This is a genomic window from Rhizobium sp. BK619 (assembly GCF_014195245.1).
Classification (GTDB): Bacteria; Pseudomonadota; Alphaproteobacteria; order Rhizobiales; family Rhizobiaceae; genus Rhizobium; species Rhizobium acidisoli.
Genome location: NZ_JACIBH010000002.1, coordinates 145,993 through 163,392, shown reverse-complemented (window position 1 = coordinate 163,392; position 17,400 = coordinate 145,993). Strand labels below are relative to the sequence as shown.

Here is a 17,400-nt window from a genome sequence, read left to right as displayed (position 1 = left end):
TTGTCATCCGATTTGCAAACGCGACGACGGCCAAAAGGGTTCCCTTTTGGCCGTCGCGAATCGCCGTGTTTTTCAGCGTGGAGAACGCTGTTATCCGAGCGGATATCCCTCTTCGGGATCGGTGACTTCGCAACCGTTGATAGACAGAGTGTAGCCGCTGTCATTGGACGCTTTTGAGACCGAAATGCGGTATTTGTCGCCGCCCTGTTCCACCTCTGCCGCAAAACCGTCCCATTCCGACGGGAGCGACGGCCGCACATAAAGCTTCCCACCCTTCAGCCGGATGCCGAGGATGCCCTCGACGGCGGCGCGGTAGAGCCAGCCGGCGGAGCCGGTATACCAGGTCCAGCCGCCGCGCGACGTGTAGGGCTCATGACCGTAGACGTCGGCCGCCACGACATAGGGTTCGACGCGGTATTGCTCCGCCGAGGCCTTGTCGAGTGCATGGGTGATCGGGTTGAGGATCTGGAAGCAGCGCAACGCGTCATCGCCCCGCTTCAGCTCCGCCAGCGCCATCACCACCCAGGTCGCGGCATGGGTATATTGCCCGCCGTTTTCGCGCACCCCCGGGGGGTAGGCCTTGATATAGCCGGGATCCCTGGCGGAATTGACGAAAGGCGGCGTGAAAAGCCGGATGATGCGGGCATCCTCGTCAACCAGCTGGTCGAGCACGGCATCCATCGCCTTTACGGCGCGGGCCGGATCACCCTCGCCGGACAGCACGCTCCATGACTGCGCAATCGAATCGATCCGGCATTCCGGGCTTTCCCTGGAGCCGAGCAGCGCGCCGTCGTCGAACGTGCCGCGGCGATAGTAGCTGCCATCCCAGGCCGCAGTTTCGAGCGCCTTCTTCAGCTCGCTCAGATGCGCCGACCAGCGCTCTGTGCGAGCCTTGTCGCCGCGTTCTTCGGCATAGGGAATGAAGGAGCGCAAGGCGCCTGCCAGGAACCAGCCGAGCCAGACGCTGGTGCCGCGCCCGCCGATGCCGACGCGGTTCATGCCGTCGTTCCAGTCGCCGCCGAGGAACAGCGGCAGGCCGTTTGCTCCCTTGCGGGCGATGGCGAGATCGAGCGCCAGCGCCGCGTGTTCGTAGACGCTCGCCTTGTCCTCGGAAATTTCCGGCCTGTAGAAGGAATCGTGCTGACCTTCGAGCAGAGCCGGTCCTTCCAGGAAGGCGATCTCCTCGTCGAGCACGGTTCTGTCGCTGGTCACCGTGCAATAATGATGGATCGCGTAAGCGAGCCAGACGACGTCGTCCGAGATCAATGTACGCACGCCGGCACCGGTTCCCGGCAGCCACCAATGCTGCACGTCGCCTTCGCGGAATTGGCGCGACGCGGCGTTCAGGATCTGCCCGCGGGCAAGCGAGGGTTCGTGCAGCACGAAGGCCAGCGTGTCCTGCAGCTGATCGCGGAAGCCGAAGGCGCCGCTTGCCTGGTAGAAGGCGGTGCGGGCCATGATGCGGCAGCCGAGGCTCTGATAGGGCAGCCAGGTGTTGACGAGATTGTTCATCCCGCGATCCGGCGTCGATATCTGCAGCCTGCCGGTAAAGTCCCGCCAGAAGGCCCGGTTCGTCTCGACGGCATCGTCGAACGAAACCTTGCGGATATCGGCGATGACACCACGCGCTTCGTCCTCCGTCGGCGTATCGCCGAGGAAGAAGGTGAAGTCGCGCTCCTCGCCGGCGGCAAGCTGGACGTCGATCGCAAGGGCTGCGGCCGGATCCCCGTCGAGGTCGGCCGTGCCGGAAAGCGAGGCGGCAGAGATCACGGCTTGCGGCGCCTGGATCGTTCCCGCCTTGCCGACGAATTCGCGCCGGCTTGCCGAGAAGCTCGAAAGAGCCTCGCTCGCCGCGAAGAAGGCGGTGCGGTTGGAATAATCGATGCTGTAGGGATTGGTGGCAAACAGCGCCCCCGTCTCCTCGTCGTGTTTCGACAGGATGAAGGGCGCGGTGCGTGCCGCATTGCTGCCGAGGATCCACTCGACGTAACCGTAGAGACGCAGCCTGCGGCTGGTCGAACCGGTGTTGCGCAGGCGCAGGCGCTGCAGTTTCACCGGCCTTTCGCGGTCGATCGTCTGCGTCAGCTCCAGCGCGATATCGTGCTGAACGCTGGAGAAAACGGAATAGCCGAGCCCGTGGCGGGCTTCGAAACGGACGTCCGGCCGGCGAGAAAGCGCTGCGAACGGCGTCATCACCGCACCGCTGTCGAGATCGGCGAGATAGAACGCCTCACCCGAACGGTTGATCACCGCATCGTTCGACCAGGAGGTCAGCTGATAGTCGCGCGAATTGGCGCTCCAGGTGAAGCCCGCGCCCTCCGCCGAGACGTGGAAGCCGAACCTGTCATTGGAGATGACGTTGATCCAGGGCTGCGGCGTCGCGTGGCCTCCGGGCAGGCGAACGACATATTCGCGTCCGTCACGGGCAAAGCCGCCGATGCCGTTCCAGAAGTCGAGATCGCCCTCTTCCTCGATGACGACGGCGGGCACGGCGGGTGGCGGCACCGGCGCGACGCGCTTGACCGGGACCTTATTGCGCTCGGCCCGTTCCATCTCCTGCAGCTCCTCCTTGGAGGGGACAAACAGAGCGACGGCGCGGTTGATCTGGTCGACCACCTTGCCGTTCTTCGTATGCAGCGTGACACGGGAAGCCGCGATCAGCGCGTGATAGGTGCTCTCCTCCATCAGATCCTTGCGAACCGCAAAGATATGCTGGCGCAAGCCGTCGGCCTGGCCCATGCGGCGCACGTTTTCGCACATGGCGTCGAGCGCGTGCTGCATGTCCTGCGCATAGGAAGAGGCGCGTTCGTTCATGATGACGAGATCGGCGGTGACGCCGCGCGAGCGCAGATATTCCTGCGCCAGCAGCGCCTCGCGGGCGATTTCGAGATCCATGTCGTCGTTGATGCGCAATGTGAAGATCGGGAAGTCGCCGGAGATCGCTAGCGGCCACAGCGCCGATTGCGACTGCAGGCCGGCCTCGACGGTCGCCTCGTCCTTGCGCAGCTGCATGTCGGGATAGACGAGGTAGCGGCCGAGATGCTGGAAGGCCGCCGCCTGCTGCGAGGTGACGCCGACGTGACGCATCTGCACCTGCGTGCGTGTCCAGGCCTGGACCAGCTCGTGGGTGAAGGCGTCGGGATGACGGTAGCGATTGACCGCCTTGTCGACTTCGTCGCGGCTCGGCGCTGCGATCGTCCAGAAGATCACGCTGACTTTCTTGCCGACCGGCACGCGGACGGTGCGGCGCAGCGACATTACCGCGTCGAGCATGAAGCCGTCGCTACCGGAAAGCGTCGCCCCCGGATCGAAAGCCGCCGCATCGGCAAGGCTGCGGCCACGGCCGATGAACTTGCGCCGGTCGGTCTCGAATTCCGTGTGGCGGGTGTCGCCGGCATTGTCGACGATCAGATGGGCGATGCTGATGTTCGGCTCGTTCGGATCGCGCTTGTTGCGTTCGGCGCGGATGACGTCACCGCGTTTGCCGATCTCGGTCTTGACGAACATGCGGGCGAAGGCCGGATGCGCATTGTCGGTATCGTCGGAGGTGATCACCGGTTCGAGATAGGAGGTGACTTCGATGAACCGATCTTCCGTACCCATGTTGAGCAGGGTGACGCGGCGGGCCTCGGCATCATGCTCGGTGGCGATGATGCATTCCACCTCGCTCGTCAGGTCGCCGACCGTCTTGGTGAACTGCGCCTTCTCGTCGGCGAATTCCACCTTGATCGTTTCGCCTTCGACACCCTTCGGCTCCGATGTCGTCGACCACCATTCGTTAGTGGCGGTATCGCGCAGGAAGATGAAGCTGCCCCAGCGGTCTTCGGTCGGATCGGCTTTCCAGCGGGAAACGGAAAGACCGTTCCAGCGGGAATAACCGGCGCCTGTCGCCGTCAGCATCAGCGAATAATGACCGTTGGACAGGAATACCAGTTCGCGGTCGCGCGACGCCGGATCGCTGATCTTCCTGATCTCCGGCCGCAGCAGATCTTCCTGGATGCTGGCCGGTGTGTCGGATTCATGCTTGCCGCTCATCACCGGAATGTCGCGCGGCGCCTTTTCCTGCAGCAGAAGCTCGGCTGCCTCGATGACCGGATCGGCATGGAAGAGTTCGCGCAGATGGCCGTTGAAGGCGACGTTGGCGACGGCTGCGATCGACATGCCGTGATGGTGGGCATAATAATTGTAGACCACCGCGCATTTCTTGCCTTCCGGCACGCGCGTCGGCGTGAAGTCGACGGCATCGTGGAAGCCGAACTTGCCGAGCGCACCGACCTTGCGCAGCCTCTGCAGATTTTCGAGCGCGCCCGGCGGGTCGTACTGGCTGGCGAGCAGCGAGGCATAAGGCGCGATGACGGCATTGTGGCCGAGGCCGCGCTTCAGGCCGAGCGTCGGCACGCCGAAATTCGTGTACTGATAGTTGAGGTTATGGTCGCGGGCATTGAAGGCCGCTTCCGAAATGCCCCACGGAATGCCGAGCTTGCGGGCGTAATTCATCTGTTCGACGACAACCAGATTGTTGGTCTGGTTGAGAATGCCCCCGCCGCGCTCCTGCATGACGAGCGGCGGCATCAGATATTCGAACATCGAGCCGGACCAGGAGACCAGCGCGCCGCGCGATCCCACAGGCACGACCTGGCGGCCGAGACGGTACCAGTGCTCCGTCGGCAGATCGCCCTTGGCGATGCCGAACAGGCTGGTCAGGCGGCATTCCGACGCGAGAAGGTCGTAGCAGGCCTGGTCGAGTTCACCGCTTTCGACGCGGTATCCGATCGACAGCAGGCGCCGCTCCGGCCGGAACAGGAAGCCGAAATCCATCGAGAAAGCCAGATCGCGGGCCTTGTCGCGCAGCGCCACCAGTCGCGGCCTCAGCGCATCGACCTTGGAAAGGTCGAAGGTGCTGTCTGAAATATGCGCCTCGCAGACCTTCACCAGGGACGCCGCCCATTGGGTGACCTCTTCGCTCTGCTTCGACTTGACCTCATGGTCGAGATTGGCGGCGAGCTTCTCGATGTCGCGGGCGAGAACGGCAAGGTTGATGATGCGGATCGAGGCGAATTCATGCTCGCGTTTGACGGCGGCAAGCGCGTTCTGGAAACCGACGATGCGTTCCTCCAGGCGCCGGCGCAGCGGCCGCACGGTCTTGCGGTCATCGGGCAGGTCCGCCAGCACTTCACCGAGAATGCCGGCCGTGTCGCCGACGCCGTCGAGATTGCCCTGCATATGGGCGGACGGCGCCTCGGCCCAGTTGCGGCAGGCCGACGAAATGGCGATCAGATGGCCGGCGAGATTGCCGCTGTCGACCGCCGAGACATAACGCGGCCCGAGCGTCTGCAGCGTATCGGTGTGATACCAGTTGAACAGATGGCCGCGGAATTTCTCCATTCTGTCGATCGTCGAAATCGTCTGCTCCAGCCGATCGAGCGTCTCCTCGAAGGAGAACCAGCCGAACTGCCGGCCGGAGACGACGGAGAGCAGATAGACGCCGATATTGGTCGGCGAGGTGCGCGCCGCGACGATCACATGCGGCGTTTCCTGGACATTATCAGGCGGCAGATAATTCTGCTCCGCCGTGGTGAAGGTCTCGAAATAACGCCAGGTGCGCCGAGCGATCTTGCGCAGTTCGCTCGATACCGAATCGGCGACCTCGAGCCGGTCCTCGGTCTCCGCCGACTGGCTGACATACCAGGCGACCACAGGCGACAGGATCCACAACAGCGCGAAGGGAATGCCGACGACGAAGGCGCTGCCGCCGGGCAGGGCGGCAAAACCAAGGGCCAGCAGCGCCAGCACCGGCGCATGCCACATCGCCTTGTAATAGGCGATCAGCGTCCCCTGGCCGCCGGCCTGAACGCTGGCGGCGGTCCGCCACTGCAGCATCAGCTTGCGGCTGACGAACAGGCGGTAGAGCGACCGGCCGATCGCATCGGCCATCATCGCGGCGGAATCGGCGATGAAGACGATCCGCAGGGCAACCTGGGCATTGGCGGCCGTGATATCGGACCAGACGGTATAGAGATGGGCGCGGGCGACGATATCGCTGGTGCGCGGAATGATGCCGTTGATCAGCGACAGCGTCGGCGCGACGAAGAGGCAGAAGATCAGCAGGATCTGCCAGATCAGCGCGCCGAGCGGACCCATGAAATACCAGCCGAGCACGGAGGCGAAGAACCAGGCGATCGGCGTCAGCGAGCGGCGCAGATTGTCGAACATCTTCCAGCGGCCGAGTGCCGTGACGCCGTATTTCGGATTGAACATATACGGCAGCAGCTGCCAGTCGCCACGCGCCCAGCGATGCTGGCGTGAGGTTTCGACCTCGTAGCGGATCGGGAAATCCTCCACCAGCTCGAGATCGGTGACCAGCGCGCAGCGCGCCATCGAGCCTTCGAGAAGATCGTGGCTGAGCACGGAGTTTTCGTCGATCCGGCCCTTCAGCGAAGCTTCGAAGGCATCGACATGATAAAGGCCCTTGCCGGTGAAGGTGCCTTCGCCGGCGAGATCCTGATAGACGTCGGAAACGGTGAAGACGTAAGGGTCGAGGCCGCGGTTGATCGAAAAGACGCGCTGGAAGACCGACGCGTCCTTGCCCGTCGTCAGCGACGGGGTGACGCGCGGCTGCAGTACGCCGTAACCGCTTTCGACACGGCCGGTTTTCGGATTGATGACCGGACGATTGATCGGATGATAGAGCTTGCCGACGAGCTTGGTGACGGCATCGCGCATCAGGCGCGTATCGGCATCGAGCGTCATGACATATTGCACATTGGCCGGCACGGTGTTGGCGCCCGGCAGATAGGTCGTGTCGCGGTCGCCGCGCAAGAGCATGTTCAGCTCGTGCAGCTTGCCGCGTTTACGCTCCCAGCCCATCCACACACCTTCGGAGGGATTGTAGAGGCGGCGGCGATGCAGCAGATAGAACCGCGTCTTGCCGTCATAGGCATAGCGGGCGGAGAGATTGGCGATCTCGCGCCTGGCATAGTCGAGAACCTCGAGATCGGCGGGCGATTCCTCGGCCTCGCTGTCCGGCCAATCGCTGAGCAGCGCGAAATAGAGCTCGCCGCGCGGATTGGCGAGATAATGAACCTCGAGATTGCGCACGTGGTCGTCGACGCTGTCGCGGTTCGAGATCAGGCAGGGCACGACGAGCAGTGTGCGTGCATCCTCCGGAATGCCTTCCTTGAACTCGTAGCCGACAAGGCGCGCCGGCGTCACGAAGAAGGAAAGCACGGTATTGAAGAGGCCCGTCGCCCCCTCCGACGCCGGCAGTGAGAACATGATCAGCAGCAGGGCGATTTCGATCGGCCCCATGCCGGCATTGGCCATGAACCGGCCGACGATCGCCATGGCGATGACCGTCAAAAGCATGACGGGCACGGCAATTGCCAGCCAGTTGAACCGGCGCACCGCGCGCACGAAATGCTGTGTGATGGTCGGGCGATAGTTCGCCCGCGCCTCGAGCTTCGGCCGCTGGGCGCCGGAGAGGAAACCGCCGACATTCGGTTCATGCGGCTGCGGCTCGTCGGAGGCCTTGGCGGCATCCGTCATGTCGAGCGCCAGCTGGGCGATTTCCATTTCGGTCAGCGGCGAGCGTTTGGCCAGCTTTTCGATCTGTTTGCGGTATTTGTTGCGCGAGCCGGAATCGAGAATGCCGTAATCCGAATGCTCCCAGAGCAACTTGTCGACATGGCTGACCTGCTCGACCCAGACCGACCATTCGGCATCGTCGATCTCGCGCAGGCTGCGGATGATGTTGCCCATCGTCACGTTGCCGGAAGAGAGACGGCTGTGTTCGGCCGTCGTCGCCTCTTCGGTGTTGCGGCCAAGCTCTTCCAGCCGCTCGTCGAGCCAGGTGATCGCCAGGCTCGACGTCTGCGAGCCGTCACGCATGCGATAGAGGAACTGCGTCGAGAAGGTATTGTCCTCGGCAAGCGGTTCCAGCGTCTTCAGATAGGCGGCCGCCGCGGCCGGATCGGTCAGGCGCACCAGTTCGTCGGCCGCCTCGTTGGCGCGGCGGCGCAGTCGGCGGCTGGCTTCGACACGGCTGGAAATGCGGCGAAGGTTTTCGACGAGCACGTAGCGCACAAGCGAAGGCAAGGCCCAGAGTTCGCCGATCCTCAGCGTCTCGCTGGCCTGAAAACCGTCGACCAGCGCCGTCAGGCTTTCCTGCGAGATCGTGCTGTGGGTGTGAGCGACATAGAGCCAGGCAAGCACGAGGGTGCGCGGCACCTCGACACCGCCGACCACCATGGTCGGCAATTCGCGATAGAAACGGCGGGGGAAGTCGCGCCGCACCTCCTGGATCGCCTCTTCGACGATATAATGATTGTCCAGAAGCCATTCCGCCGCCGGCGTGATCGTCTCGCCGGCTTCGACGTCGGTCGCCGTGGTCCGGTAGACGCGCAGAATTTCCTTCTCGTTTTCCTTGTGACGCGCGAAGAAATCGAAGGGGGCGAAAGCCGGCAGCCGGTCGACACCGCCGCGGGCGACCGTATTGCCGATCGCCTTGATGTCCTCGATGGCAAGATAGGTCGAGCGGATCGAATCGTTGTGATCGATCTGCTTGGTCTCAGGTTCGCGCGGAAGGCTCGGAGAAAGATTTGAAATAGACATGGGTTCGGTTCTGGATCCAAACGAAGTTATGGCTGTTTTGCTCAGCCTTTTGCACTGCTTATCATGACTGCTACATGAACGGAGCCCGTTTCTTCGAAGATCGATGAAGCCGGGATAAATGACGCTTGGGCCAAGCGATGCGAACGGGTTAAGCCCCGGTTCGGAGCGTGGCCCGACGGGTGATCAAGACGATCCATACCCTCTCCGCGAAAGCCATGTCGAAAATTGGACACCATCCGGATAATTCAAGTCAAGAGGCATGAGCGGCGCGCCCGGCGAGCTTGGGACGTGCATGAACGCCACAATGCCCGCCCCGGTTCCGGCGATGTAAAGACTCTGCGATTTTGGGAGAAGATGCGCGATCTCGGATGGCATCATTGGTTCGAAAACGCCGACATGCAAACACAGATCGGAAATGCGCCGCACGAGGAAGTTCGATGCGGACGCTCGTGATGACATGAAGACGTATAGAAAAATGAAGCAGGGATCGGATGCCGATCAACCAGGCGAAAAACGCCGCAACGCCGGCACTTGCCGGCGTCTAACACTCGCCGATCAGCCGACGACGCCGCAAACCATGGCTACGACGAACAGGAATGCCGCCGTGAAGATTGCTCCATGGAGCACAGTTTGAAGCCTGTGGCGTGTGGTCAGCGGCTTCTTGGTCCCTACGGAACCGTACTGGTTCACGTGAGCATGCGAAATACCCAGATCTGCCATATGTCGCCTCCGTTGTTTTTAAGCGGCCGGTTGTGCGGCTCGCGTTGATATTCTTATATTCTCTATCAAGTAGGTAGAGATAAATTTCCGTCCAGAGCGAACGAAAGAGAAAATTCAACCAGCCCTTTTAGCGGCTCGCTTTCTTAGCAGCCCACTCTTTAGCAGAGCGTGCGCCATGCCCAGATCCACGAACGCTCGACGCTGTCCTCGGTCTGAGACGGGTTGGCGGGGATCTCGATGAGCCGACGATCCTTTTCCGCGGGAATGGAGGCCGAAACCTGTTCCCGGCGATCGGCTTTAACGGGAGGATCGAGGTAGCCCATGGTCATCCCACCGAGAAAGAACATGCCTCAACCTCCATCGATCACGAAAGCTAACAATCGTTAACAGGATCATGACAGAAGCGGGGCAGCTGTCAATAGTCTAGTTGAATGGTCGTCTTTTAGGGAAATCTTATCCTTAACGCCGCTGCTGGTCTTTGCTTTTCAACGGGTTGAAAAGATTGGCTTTCAGGCTTTGACGAAGCCCTTGCTGGCGATCATCAAATTTCTCGTGTAGTCCTCATGAACCGCACCCTCCGCCAGTTCCCGGGAGCTCAGCCGCTCGACGACGGCGCCGTTGCGCATCACCGCCAGCCTTTCGCACATGTGGGTGACGACGCCGAGGTCATGGCTCACCATCACGAAGGTAAGCTTGCGATCGCGCCGGATCTGCTCCAGCAGGTTCAGCACCTCGGCCTGCACCGAGGCGTCGAGCGCCGAGGTCGGCTCGTCGAGCAGCAGGATCGACGGCTCGACGATCAATGCCCGGGCGATCGCCACACGCTGCCGCTGGCCGCCGGAGAGTTGGTGCGGATAGCGGAAACGGAAACCATTGCCGAGGCCGACCTCGTCGAGCGCGCGTTCGATGCGCCTCTCGCTGTCGTCAATATCATGGATTGCCAGCGGCTCGAGCAGAAGCCGGTCGATGGTCTGGCGCGGATGTAGCGAACCATAGGGATCCTGAAAGACCATCTGCACGCGGCGATAGAAGATTTTGCTGCGCTTCGAACCCTTCAGCGCTTCGCCATCGATGCGGATCGCCCCGCTGCTGATCGGCGCAAGGCCGGCGACAGCCCGCAGCAAGGTCGATTTTCCCGAGCCGGATTCACCGACGAGACCAAAGGATTCGCCGCGTTCGACGGCAAGGCTGACATCCTTCAGCGCATGAAATTCATCGTAGACGACGCTGAGATTGTCGATCTCGAGAGCTGCGCTCATGCCGCCCACTCCGGCTTGCGGTCGAGCACCGGCAGCGGATGACGGTTCGAGCCGATCTCGGGCATGCAGTTCAGCAGCCCTTGGGTATAGGGATGTTGCGCATGTTTGAGATCGGCGGCCGCGAGCTCCTCGACGATCTTTCCGGCATACATGACGATCACCCGGTCGCAGAACGAGGAAACCAGCCTGAGATCATGGGAGACGAAGATCAGCCCCATGCCGCGGTCGGCCACCAGCCTGTCCATGATTCTGAGCACATCGAGCTGCACCGTCACGTCGAGCGCCGAGGTCGGCTCGTCGGCGATCAGCAGTTCGGGCCCGGCAATTAGCATCATGGCGATCATCGCGCGCTGCCCCATGCCGCCCGAAACCTCATGCGGATGCAGGTCGAAGACACGTTTCGGGTCGCGGATCTGCACCGCCTCCAGCATGGCGAGCGCCCGCTCGCGCGCCTCCGCCTTGCCGACTTTTTCATGCGTGCGCAGCGTTTCGCAGATCTGTCGCCCGATCGTCATCACCGGATCGAGCGAATATTTCGGATCCTGCAGGATCATGGCGATACGCTTGCCGCGCAGCCTTCGCCTTTCGCCGGCGGAAGCCTTGAGCAGGTCGATGCCGTTGAAATTCAGCCTGTCGGCGGTGACGATGCCATGTTTCGGCGTCAGCCCCATGATCGCTCGGCCGGTCTGCGACTTGCCGGAACCGGATTCGCCGACGATGCCGAGCCTTTCCTTGCCGAGCGTGAAGGAGACGCCGCGCACGGCCTCGATCACGCCGGTGCGGGTGGGATAGCTGACCTTGAGATTGTCGACTGTCAGAAGTGTCGTCACTGGCCGGCCTCCTTTGGATCGAGCGCGTCGCGCAGTCCGTCGCCAAGCAGGTTGAAGCCAAGGCTGACGATGAGGATGGCGATGCCGGGCATCGCCGCCACCCACCATTGATCGAGGATGAAGCGCCGTCCCGAGGCGATCATCGCACCCCATTCCGGCAGCGGCGGCTGCGCCCCGAGACCGAGAAAGCCGAGACCGGCGGCCGTCAGGATGATGCCCGCCATGTCGAGCGTCACGCGCACGATCAGCGAGGAAATGCAGAGCGGCATGACATGGCGCAGGATGATGCGCAGCGGCGAGGCGCCCATCAGCTTCACCGCCGAGATATAGTCGGAGCGCCGGACCGTCAGCGTCTCGGCGCGGGCGATGCGGGCATAGGGCGGCCATGAGGTGATGGCGATGGCAATGATGGCGTTCTGGATGCCGGGACCGAGGGCCGCGACGAAGGCGAGCGCCAGCACCAGCTTCGGAAAGGCGAGGAAAATATCGGTGATGCGCATCAGCGTCGCATCGACCCAGCCTCCGGCATATCCGGAGACCGTGCCGACGACCAGCCCGATCGGCGCCGAGATGACGGCGACGAGCACGATGACGAGCAGCGTCAAACGTGATCCGTAGATCAGCCGCGAAAAGATATCGCGGCCCTGGTCGTCGGTGCCGAGCAGGTATTCAGCCGTCCCCGGCGGCAGCAGCCGCGCATTGCGCAGATCGCCGACGACGGGATCGTGGGTGGCGATAAGATTGGCGAAGGCGGCGATGAAAAGCAGCGCAATGATGATCAGCAGGCCGACGACGGCAAGCTGGTTGGCCGTGAACTGCCGCCAGGTGACGTAGGCGCGGCCGAGACGGGCCTGCAGGCGCGATTGCGGCCGGTCGGACAGCAGCCATTCGCGGCGGCTCATCGCAGGAGATGGGCTGACAGGAACGGTCATCGGTTTCGCGTCCTCGGGTCGAGCGTCCGGTAGAGAAGATCGGACAGAAGGTTGATGCCGATGAAAACAGTGCCGATGACGATGGTGCCGCCGAGCACGGCGTTCATATCGGCGTTCTGCAGCGAATTGGTGATATAGAGCCCGATGCCCGGCCAGGAAAAGACGGTCTCTGTCAGCACCGATCCTTCGAGCAGGCCGGCATAGGAAAGCGCAATGACGGTGACCAGCGGCACGGCGGCATTGCGCAGCGCATGGCCCCAGATCACCCGCGTTTCCGAAAGCCCCTTGGCGCGCGCGGCAACGATATATTCCTGGGAAAGCTCGTTCAGCATGAAGCTGCGCGTCATGCGGCTGATATAGGCGAGCGAGAAATAGCCGAGCAGCGATGCCGGCAGGATGATGTGGCGGAAGACGTCGTAAAAGACATCCCATTGTCCCTGCCAGGCGCTGTCCAGCAGATACAGGCCGGTGATCGGCGTGAACGTATATTCGAAGACGATGTCGATGCGGCCGGGAAAAGCCACCCAGCGCAGTTGCGCATAGAAGATGACGAGCGAAATCAGCGCCAGCCAGAAGATCGGCACCGAATAGCCCACTAGGCCGACAACGCGCACGACCTGGTCGGCGATACTGCCGCGGCGCACGGCGGCGAGAACGCCGAGCGGCACGCCGACGAAAGCGCCGATCAGCGTTCCGAACGTCGCAAGCTCGATCGTTGCCGGCAGGACACGGCGGATATCGACCATGACGGGATTGGTGGTCAGCACCGAATTGCCGAAATCACCGGACAGGATGCCTTTGATATAGATGAAGAACTGCTGATAGAGCGGTAGGTTGAAGCCCATTTCCTGGCGCACCCGCTCGACGACATGGTTGGGGGCGCGGTCGCCGAGAATGGCGAGCACGGGATCGATCGGCACGACGCGGCCGATGAAGAAGGTGACGGCCAGCAGGCCGAGATAGGTGGTGACGGCAGCAAACAGGAACCGCCCCAGCGCCTTTGCAAAGGCCCTGGCACGGCCCTTTCGGGGCCGCGCCTCTGATGTAGTTTCGACGGTGCTCAAGCGATCGATCCTGCCGGACTATTCCTTGGCGATCGGACCGACGAAATTGGTATCGAAGCTCGGACCCAGCTTGAAGTCCTTGAGGTTCTTGCGGTAACCGGCCACTTCGGTCTGCTGGAAGATGAAGACGAAGGGGCTGTTTGCCAGGTATTTCTTCTGGATATCCTGATATATGGCGGCGCGCTTGGCGGCATCGCGTTCGAGAAGTGCGGCCTTGGCTTCCTTGTCGAGCTCCGGCGCTTCCCAGGTATTACGCCATGCAAGCGTCTTCACCGTGCCGGCATCGGAATTGTCGGGATTGCCGGTAAAGGTATCGGCGTTGGAATTCGGGTCGAAATAGTCCGAGCCCCACTGGCCGATATACATGTCGTGAGTACGGGCGCGGTACTTCGTCAGCGTCTGCTTGCCATCGCCCGGAATGATTTCCATCTTCACGCCGGCCTGCGCCAGCGTCTGCTGCATGGATTCGGCGATACCGGTCACCGGCTGGCTGTTGCGCACGTCCATGGTAATTGAGAAACCATCGGGCACGCCGGCCTTGGCCAGCAGTTCCTTGGCCTTGGCGACATCGAGCTTGTAGGGATTTTCGTCGAGCGCGCCGAGTTGGCCCTTCGGCAGGAAGGTCTGGTGGATTTCGCCGATACCCTTGATCAAGGTCGCGCCGATCGCATCATAGTCGACCAGGTATTTGAAGGCTTCCTGCACCTCGGGCTTCTTCAGGTTCTCGTTCTTGTTGTTGAGGCTGACATAATAGATCGTGCCCTTCGGCGCACTCGTCGTCGCGAGATCGGCATTCTTCGAAACGGCGTCGATGTCGCCAGGCTCGAGGTTGCGGGCGATGTCGATATCCCCGGCTTCGAGCGCCAGCCGCTGGGCCGAGCTTTCCTTCATGTAGCGATAGATGACGCGGTTGAGCTTTGCCTTGTCGCCGTAATAATTGTCGTTGCGTTCCAGAACGACCACTTCATTGGCGCGCCATTCCCGCAGCTTGAAGGCGCCGGAGCCGGCATAGCCGGTCTTCAGCCATTCATTGCCGAAATCATTGTCGTATTTGTGCTCGGCATCTGGTGTTACCGCCTTCACATGATCCATCACCAGTTTCTTGTCGACAACGGAGGCAACCGTCGCCGTCAGGCAGTTGAGAACGAAGCTCGGCGCATAGGCCTTGTCGACGGTGAAGACGAAGGTGCCGGCATCGGCCGCCTTGGCCTTTTCGGTGACGTTGTCGCCGGTCAGGCCGAACTGGGTGAGGATGAAGGCCGGGCTCTTGTCGAGCTTGACGGCGCGCTCGAACGACCAGGCGACATCTTCGGCGGTGATCGGGTTGCCGGAGGCGAATTTCATGCCCGACTTCAGCTTGAACGTATAGGTCAGACCGTCGTCGGAAACGCTCCAGCTGTCGGCCAGATCGCCCTTGACCTTGGACGTGTCGTCCATGTCGAGACGGACAAGCAGGCTGTAGCTGTTGCTGGTGATTTCGGCGGTCGAAAGCTCGAACGCCTCGCCCGGATCCATCGTAATGATGTCGTCGATGGCAAAGCCCTCGACCAGCGTATCCTTGGGTGTCTCGGCGAAGGCGGAGGGTGCGGCCATCATCAGGAGCGAAAGAGCGGCGCCTGCGGAAAGCATGCGGAAATTGCGGCTAAGCTTAGTTATCATCATGGTCAGTTCCCCCTGTTTTGATTGATTACGAAGCGTTTTGTCGGTCCTGCCTTATAAAACTATTGTCCGTTCCTGGCGCGTCCAGAGGGCGCAACGCTTTAGGCGTCGTCCTCCCGCCAGGCTTGTGCGAGGATGCGAAGCCAATTTTCACGGGCAAGTTTCGTGAGATCGGCCTCACCATAACCAACCCCCCTGAGAGCGGCAATCAGCTTCTGATTGCCGCTGGCGTCGCCGATTTCCTCAGGAATTGTGGCCCCGTCGAAGTCCGATCCGAGGCCCACGCAATCGATGCCGATTCGGTTCACCAGATAATCGATATGGCGGATCATGTCGGCAAGCGGCGTATCGCTGTCCGAGCGGCCGTCGGGACGCAGCATGGCGGTGGCATAATTGATGCCGACGAGCCCGCGGCTTTCGCGGATCGCATCGAGCTGCCTGTCGGTCAGATTGCGCGCGACCGGCGTCAGCGCATGGGCATTGGAATGGCTGGAGACCAGCGGCTGGTCCGTCGTCTTCGCCACGTCCCAGAAGCCCTTCTCGGTGATGTGGGCAAGGTCGATCACGATACCGAGGCGATTGCATTCCCTGACCAGCGCGAAACCGGCATCGGTGAGGCCGGGTGCCGTGTCCGGCGACATCGGAAAGGCGAAGGGCACGCCGTAACCGAAGACATTGTGCCGGCTCCAGACCGGCCCGAGCGACCGCAACCCGGCTGCGTAGAAGACTTCGAGCGCCGCAAGATCGGCGCCGATCGCCTCGCAGCCTTCCATATGCAGGACGGCGGCAAAAATATCGTCCGCCATGGCGCCGCGAATATCCATCACCGTCCGGCAGAGGCGCCAGGCGCCGGCCTGGTCGAGCCGCAACGCGATCGCCGCCATTTCAGTGGCGATGGCAAGGGACGGCAGCGGATCGAGAGGCGCCGCCATCGGCGTGATATAACGGCCATCGGCATCCGGATCGGCAAAGACTAGATCGCCGGAGGGAATGTAGATGGCGCAAAGACCGCCCGAAAGGCCGCCCTCCCTGGCCCGGCGCGCATCGATATGCCCGACCGTCGTGCCGTCTGCAAATTCCGCGATCGGATCGCTGCCGTCTTTTGAATGTGTCCAGAGTCGAAGGAGAACGTCGTTGTGACCGTCAAATACGAATTGCATCTGTCTTCCTGCGCTGCCCGAGCGGGAAGACCAGAATAGAAAAGCTGACGGAATTCGCCACCTCTTTTTTAGAAATCCGTCATCGTCAAAATGAAACGGGGGCCGAAGCCCCCGCCAAAATCATCGGATGACAAAGATCAGTGCTTGCGGCGCTTCTTCTGGCGGTAGACGTCGATGACCACAGCCGCGACGATGATCAGACCTTTGACGATCTCCTGGTAATAGGCGTCGATCCTGAGGAAGGTGAAGCCCGAGGTCATGACGCCGAGGATGATGGTGCCGATGACGGTGCCGGTGATGCGCCCGACGCCGCCGGTGAGCGAAGTGCCGCCGATGACGGTCGCGGCGATCGCATCGAGTTCATATCCGACGCCCATGCTGGCCTGCGCGGTTTCCGCACGTGCGGCCGTGACGATCCCGGCAAGGCCGGCGAGCAATCCGGCGATCACATAGACCTTGACGAGATGCGCCTCGATGTTGATGCCGGAAACGCGGGCGGCCTGCGGATTGGCGCCGATGGCGTAGGTGAACTTGCCATAACGGGTGTAGCGCAGCGCAATATGAAAGATCAGCGCAACGACCAGGAAGACGACGACCGGCCAGGCTTTGGTTCCGATGAAATGAAACTGCTCGGTGATCCCGGAAACCGGCTGTCCCTTCGTATACCACTTCGCCACACCGCGGGCCGAAACGAACATGCCGAGCGTTGCGATGAATGGCGGGATTTTCGTGTAAGCGATAAGCGCACCGTTCGCGAGACCAGCCGCCGCCCCGATCAGCAGGCCGACCATGATCGGCACGACAGCCGGCAGGTCGGTCAGCGAGGGAAAGACCGCCCGTCCCCAGGTCGACGACTGGGCGAAGCTTGTCGCGATCATCGCCGTCATGCCGACGACCGAGCCCGAGGAAAGATCGATGCCGCCGGTGATGATGACCTGGGTGACGCCGACGGCGATGATGCCGATGACGGAAACCTGCAGGATCATGATCGTCAGGCGCTGCGAATTCATCAGGAAGCTTTGGCCGATGAACATCCAGCCGAGCACTTCATAGATGAGCGCGATGCCGACGAGCACGAGGAAAATGCTGAGCTCGGTCGGTAAACGCCGCCGCCTTTGCCGGGTTGCGAGCGGAGCCGCGCCCTCTGCTGCCTTGGTACTCATGTC

Annotated in this window: 10 protein-coding genes; all 10 read right to left on the bottom strand. The window is 62.0% G+C overall.

Annotation, left to right across the window (positions count from 1 at the left end; translation table 11 throughout):
• Positions 1-90 precede the first annotated feature (90 nt).
• The 10 genes from FHX14_RS04155 to FHX14_RS04110 all read right to left on the bottom strand — a co-directional run bounded on the left by FHX14_RS04155 (position 91) and on the right by FHX14_RS04110 (position 17,397).
• Positions 91-8,610 (bottom strand): glucoamylase family protein, encoded by an 8,520-nt coding sequence (locus FHX14_RS04155; RefSeq protein ID WP_184376393.1) that lies wholly within the window; start codon positions 8,608-8,610, stop codon positions 91-93.
• A gap of 555 nt (positions 8,611-9,165) precedes the next feature.
• Entirely contained in the window at positions 9,166-9,330 is a 165-nt protein-coding gene (locus FHX14_RS04150; RefSeq protein WP_179611955.1) for a hypothetical protein, read from the bottom strand.
• Between the two features lie 158 nt (positions 9,331-9,488).
• Entirely contained in the window at positions 9,489-9,677 is a 189-nt protein-coding gene (locus FHX14_RS04145; protein WP_003589625.1) for a hypothetical protein, read from the bottom strand.
• A gap of 162 nt (positions 9,678-9,839) precedes the next feature.
• The gene (locus FHX14_RS04140) at positions 9,840-10,589 is read right to left on the bottom strand and encodes an ABC transporter ATP-binding protein (RefSeq protein WP_183692492.1); all 750 of its coding nucleotides are present in this window, start codon (positions 10,587-10,589) and stop codon (positions 9,840-9,842) included.
• The gene (locus FHX14_RS04135) at positions 10,586-11,419 is read right to left on the bottom strand and encodes an ABC transporter ATP-binding protein (RefSeq protein WP_184376392.1); all 834 of its coding nucleotides are present in this window, start codon (positions 11,417-11,419) and stop codon (positions 10,586-10,588) included. The genes FHX14_RS04140 and FHX14_RS04135 overlap by 4 nt, the downstream gene beginning before the upstream one ends.
• Positions 11,416-12,351, bottom strand: a complete 936-nt coding sequence (gene nikC / locus FHX14_RS04130) for a nickel transporter permease (protein WP_184376391.1) — start codon at positions 12,349-12,351, stop codon at positions 11,416-11,418. Before nikC ends, FHX14_RS04135 begins: the two co-directional genes overlap by 4 nt.
• A complete protein-coding gene (locus FHX14_RS04125) occupies positions 12,348-13,415 on the bottom strand; it encodes an ABC transporter permease (RefSeq protein WP_184376390.1) in 1,068 nt (355 codons plus the stop codon). Before FHX14_RS04125 ends, nikC begins: the two co-directional genes overlap by 4 nt.
• 18 nt (positions 13,416-13,433) lie before the next feature.
• Positions 13,434-15,077: an ABC transporter substrate-binding protein gene (locus FHX14_RS04120; protein ID WP_184376389.1), complete on the bottom strand. Its 1,644-nt coding sequence runs from the start codon at positions 15,075-15,077 to the stop codon at positions 13,434-13,436.
• Between the two features lie 98 nt (positions 15,078-15,175).
• On the bottom strand, positions 15,176-16,234 hold the full coding sequence (locus tag FHX14_RS04115) for a dipeptidase (RefSeq protein ID WP_184376388.1): 1,059 nt from the start codon (positions 16,232-16,234) through the stop codon (positions 15,176-15,178).
• Positions 16,235-16,371: 137 nt separating this feature from the next.
• On the bottom strand, positions 16,372-17,397 hold the full coding sequence (locus FHX14_RS04110; protein WP_003583093.1) for an ABC transporter permease: 1,026 nt from the start codon (positions 17,395-17,397) through the stop codon (positions 16,372-16,374).
• Positions 17,398-17,400 lie beyond the last annotated feature (3 nt).